General features: G+C 64.5%; 3 protein-coding genes and 1 pseudogene. 1 reads left to right on the top strand and 3 read right to left on the bottom strand.

Features of this window, described 5'->3' with window-relative positions; genetic code table 11:
- Nucleotides 1-382: 382 nt before the first annotated feature.
- Nucleotides 383-2,260, bottom strand: a complete 1,878-nt coding sequence (gene ggt, locus DBR12_RS06350; RefSeq protein WP_108616491.1) for a gamma-glutamyltransferase — start codon at nt 2,258-2,260, stop codon at nt 383-385.
- Nucleotides 2,261-2,472: 212 nt separating this feature from the next.
- Between ggt and DBR12_RS06345 the strand changes: the two genes are divergently transcribed.
- Nucleotides 2,473-2,934 (top strand): Lrp/AsnC family transcriptional regulator, encoded by a 462-nt coding sequence (locus tag DBR12_RS06345; protein ID WP_063462278.1) that lies wholly within the window; start codon nt 2,473-2,475, stop codon nt 2,932-2,934.
- Between the two features lie 37 nt (nt 2,935-2,971).
- On the opposite strand, the gene DBR12_RS06340 is transcribed toward DBR12_RS06345, so the two are convergent.
- Both DBR12_RS06340 and DBR12_RS23525 read right to left on the bottom strand, forming a co-directional pair.
- Nucleotides 2,972-3,484: a DUF1993 family protein gene (locus DBR12_RS06340; protein ID WP_108616490.1), complete on the bottom strand. Its 513-nt coding sequence runs from the start codon at nt 3,482-3,484 to the stop codon at nt 2,972-2,974.
- Nucleotides 3,485-3,613: 129 nt separating this feature from the next.
- Nucleotides 3,614-3,751: pseudogene (locus DBR12_RS23525) on the bottom strand (MFS transporter); the annotation flags it as partial.

Raw genomic sequence — 3,751 nt, 5'->3', positions numbered from 1 at the left:
GCTAAGGCCGCAGTCCGGCGTGGGCGGGCGGGAATCGGGGATAAAGCAGTCATGGGGAAGGTCTCCGTTGCCATGGTGGTGGTTGTAGCTGGTTTACCGCGCTGATGACAACCACATCGGCCCCACGGCCACTTTCACCCGATTGCTCCAGATGCTGGCAGGTGCACAACACCCGGTGGTTGCGGCAGAGAGCCCCAAAAAAAAGGCTGCCCGGCAGTACACCCGGCAGCCTCCCCTGGTATCGGTGCCAGCCCCTGGGGCTGCCACCGTTCACTTCAGCACAGTTGAGCAGGCGTTGCGCAAACCGGGATGCAACTGCTGCCTCGCCGTGGGGCAAACCACTTGCCTGAACCCCGTTTTGCGCATGCCGTGCACGCCATGCTCAGTTGTTGCCCAGCGCAATCCCTTCGCGGCGTGGATCGGCGCCACCGGCATAGGTGCCCGCGCCCGGGTTGCGTGACAGCAGGCCCGCATTGCCGTTGGACCGCACACCGTTGAACACCGCGCCATGCAGGCCGCTGGTGAAGGTGTCCGTCTGCGCCACGGTGTGACCGCGCGCCTTCAGGCCGTCGCGGATGGCAGCGGTGTCGATGAGCGAGCCCTTTTCGATGGACGTGGTGGCATTGGTCTGCGCGCCGAAGTTGGGCAGGTTGATGGCCTGCTGCACATTCAGGCCCCAGTCGGTCATACCCAGGATGGTCTTGGTGGTGTACTGGATGATGGCGCTGCCGCCGGGCGAGCCGACCACGCCTTCGAGGTCACCCGTAGCGGCATTGAAGATGATGGTGGGTGCCATGGAGCTGCGCGGGCGCTTGCCGGGCTGCACGCTGTTGGCAATGGGGTTGCCCGCTGCATCGGTGGCCGTGAACGAGAAGTCGGTGAGCTGGTTGTTCAGCAAGAAGCCGCGCACCATCTGCAGGCTGCCGAAACCGTTCTCAATGGTCGTGGTCATGGACACCGCATTGCCTGCGTTGTCGATGATGGACAGGTGGGTGGTCGACGGCAGGGCCAGCGAGTTGTCCCGCCCCTTGGCGCCACTCACACCCGGTGGTGTGCCCGCCACGGGCGTGCCGATGCTCTTGCTCATGCTGATGAGCTTGGCGCGCTCCTTGAGGTAATCGGCGTTGATGAGGCCAGCCTGGGGCACGCTCACGAAGTCGGGGTCGGCCACATACAGCGCGCGGTCGGCATAGGCCAGGCGATAAGCCTCAGACACTACATGCACCGAATCCAGCGTGTTGGGCTTCATGGCCGCGAGGTCAAAGCCCTGCAGCAGGCCCAGGGTCTGCAACACGGCAATGCCGCCCGAGCTGGGCGCGGGCATGCCACACACGCGGTAAGACACGCGGTACACGCCGCACACAGGCTCGCGCACCTTGTGGGTGTAGCTGCTCAGGTCATCCAGCGCGAGCTTGCCGGGGTTGGTGGGGTGGCTGGTGACCTTGGCCACGATGTCCTTGGCAATGTCGCCCTTGTAGAACGCGTCGGCACCGCCCGCTGCAATGGCTCGGAGCGTGGCCGCAAGCTCGGGGTTCTTGAGCAGCGTGCCTGCCGCCTTCGCTGTGCCGTCGGCGTTGAGGAAGTAGCTCGCGCCGGGTTCGCCCTGGGCCTTGATGCGCGCGGCCGATCCGGCAATCGACACGCTCATGCGCTGCGAGATGGCAAAGCCCTCTTCGCTGAGCTTGATGGCGGGCTCGAACAGGTCCTTCCACGGCAGCTTGCCGTGCGCCTTGTGGGCCGCTTCGAGCATGCGCAGCACGCCCGGCGTGCCCACCGACAGGCCGCCGTCCACCGCCGCCAGAAACGCCAGCGGCTTGCCATCGGCGCCAATGAACAAATTGGGCGTGGCGGCCTTGGGCGCGGTCTCGCGGCCATCGTAGGCCAGCAGTTTGTTGGCGCCCTTGTCAAAGTGCAGCATGAACGCGCCGCCCCCAATGCCCGAGGACTGCGGCTCCACCAGGTTCAGCACCATCTGCACGGCAATCGCAGCATCGGTGGCCGTGCCGCCCTTGGCCAGGATGTCCACGCCCGCCTTCACGGCCAGCGGGTTGGCTGCAGCCACCATGTCTTTGTTGGCATAACTGATGGCCTTGGGCGTGTAGCCCGAGGGCGGCTCGGGCGGCACGTACTGTTCGACGGGTTCGGGGGTGGCCACCGGCGTGGTGGGGCCATCGCTGCCGCCACAGGCCGCCAGCACCGCCAATGCGGCGATGCTCAGGCCCAGGGCATAGGGTTTGCGTCGAAAAACAGAAGCCGTCATGGATGAAAGTCCTTGGAAAAAACGTAGAGAGGGAGAACGCACGCCGCACCACAGTGGATGCCAAGCACTGCAACAACCATACTTGGGTTGCAGGTTCTATGCCAGAAATACCCGTCCAGTATGTGACACGGGCGTGAAAATCATTTTGCTTTTATGCCCCACATATCGCCAAATAGGAGAAACGATTTTTCATATTCGCCGTGAAACAGAATCTGGATTCCATTGACCGCCAGCTGCTGGCGATGCTGCAGCAAAATGCCGAGACACCCCTGGCCGAGTTGGCCGATGCCGTGCACCTTTCCAACACGCCCTGCTGGCGGCGCATCCAGTGGCTGCGCGAGAAGGGCTATATCACCCGCCATGTGGCCCTGGTGGACCCGCGCAAGGTGAACGTGGGCGTGACGGTGTTCGTGGCCGTGAAAACCAGCCAGCACCACCAGCAGTGGTTCGACACCCTGCGCGACGTGGTGATGGGCATCCCCGAGATCGTCGAGTTCTACCGCATGAGCGGCGATGTGGACTACCTGTTGCGCGTGGTGGTGCCCGACATCCGCGCCTACGACGCGGTCTACAAGCGGCTAACGCAGGCGGTGGCGCTGTCGGACGTGAGTTCGAGTTTTGCGATGGAAGAGATCAAGTTCACCACCGCGCTGCCGCTGAACTACGCGCAGTAGCCACACCGGGTGGTGGCCGCCTGCTCAATGGCTCGGATCAATACTGGCCCATGTAGTCGCGCTTGCCCAGCTCCACGCCGTTGTGGCGCGCAATGGCGTAGGTCGCGTTCACATGGAAGAAGAACTGGGGCAGGCCGTAGTGCAGCAGGTAGTGTTCGCCCACAAACTGCTTTTCGCGCGGCGTGCCGGGCTGGATGGTGATGGGGCGCGTGGCCGCGTCGGCAAACGCAGCCTGGGGCAGGCCTTCGATGAACGCGAGCACGGTGGCAATGCGTTCGTTCAGCTCGGCAAAACCGGGGCGCTCGGCGTCGGGGAAAGACGGCACCTCCACACCGGCCAGGCGCGCAGCCACTCCTTTGGCGAAGTCGCAGGCAATCAGCACCTGGCGTGCCAGGGGGAACATGTCGGGAAACAGCCGCGCCTGCAACAGCGCGTCGGGCTCGATCTTGCGTGCAGTGGCATGGGCCTCGGTCTTGGCCAGGATGGCATGGAGCGATCCCAGCATCTGGCGGAACACAGGAACGCTGGCGTTGTAGAAAGAGTGGGTCATGGATGTCGTGTGGTGGAGAGAGGAGAAAGCTGGTGCGCGGGCACAGCCGCAATGATTGCAACACAAGCCCGCTGCGGGCGTCGGCGCCTCCTCAAAACCCCTGGCTCGCGCAGCCGCCCACAGCGCCGCTCAAGTGGCCGCTGCGAGGGGCCGCGCAGCCCGTGCCGCGACGCCAACCCCCACCAATGCCGCAGACACCACGCTCAGCACCAGCGTGAAGGCCGAACCATAGAAGACGCCCGAGGTCATGCCGTGGTCCAGCATGGC

The organism is Acidovorax sp. HMWF029 (genome assembly GCF_003060895.1).
Classification (GTDB): Bacteria; Pseudomonadota; Gammaproteobacteria; order Burkholderiales; family Burkholderiaceae_C; genus Acidovorax.
Note: the sequence above shows the minus strand (reverse complement) of the source record. Positions and strands in the feature narration are given on the sequence as shown.

Coding starts and splice junctions, on each gene's coding strand:
- ggt (WP_108616491.1), bottom strand. CDS start 2,260: ATGACGGCTTCTGTTTTTCGACGCAAACCCTATGCCCTGGGCCTGAGC.
- DBR12_RS06340 (WP_108616490.1), bottom strand. CDS start 3,484: ATGACCCACTCTTTCTACAACGCCAGCGTTCCTGTGTTCCGCCAGATG.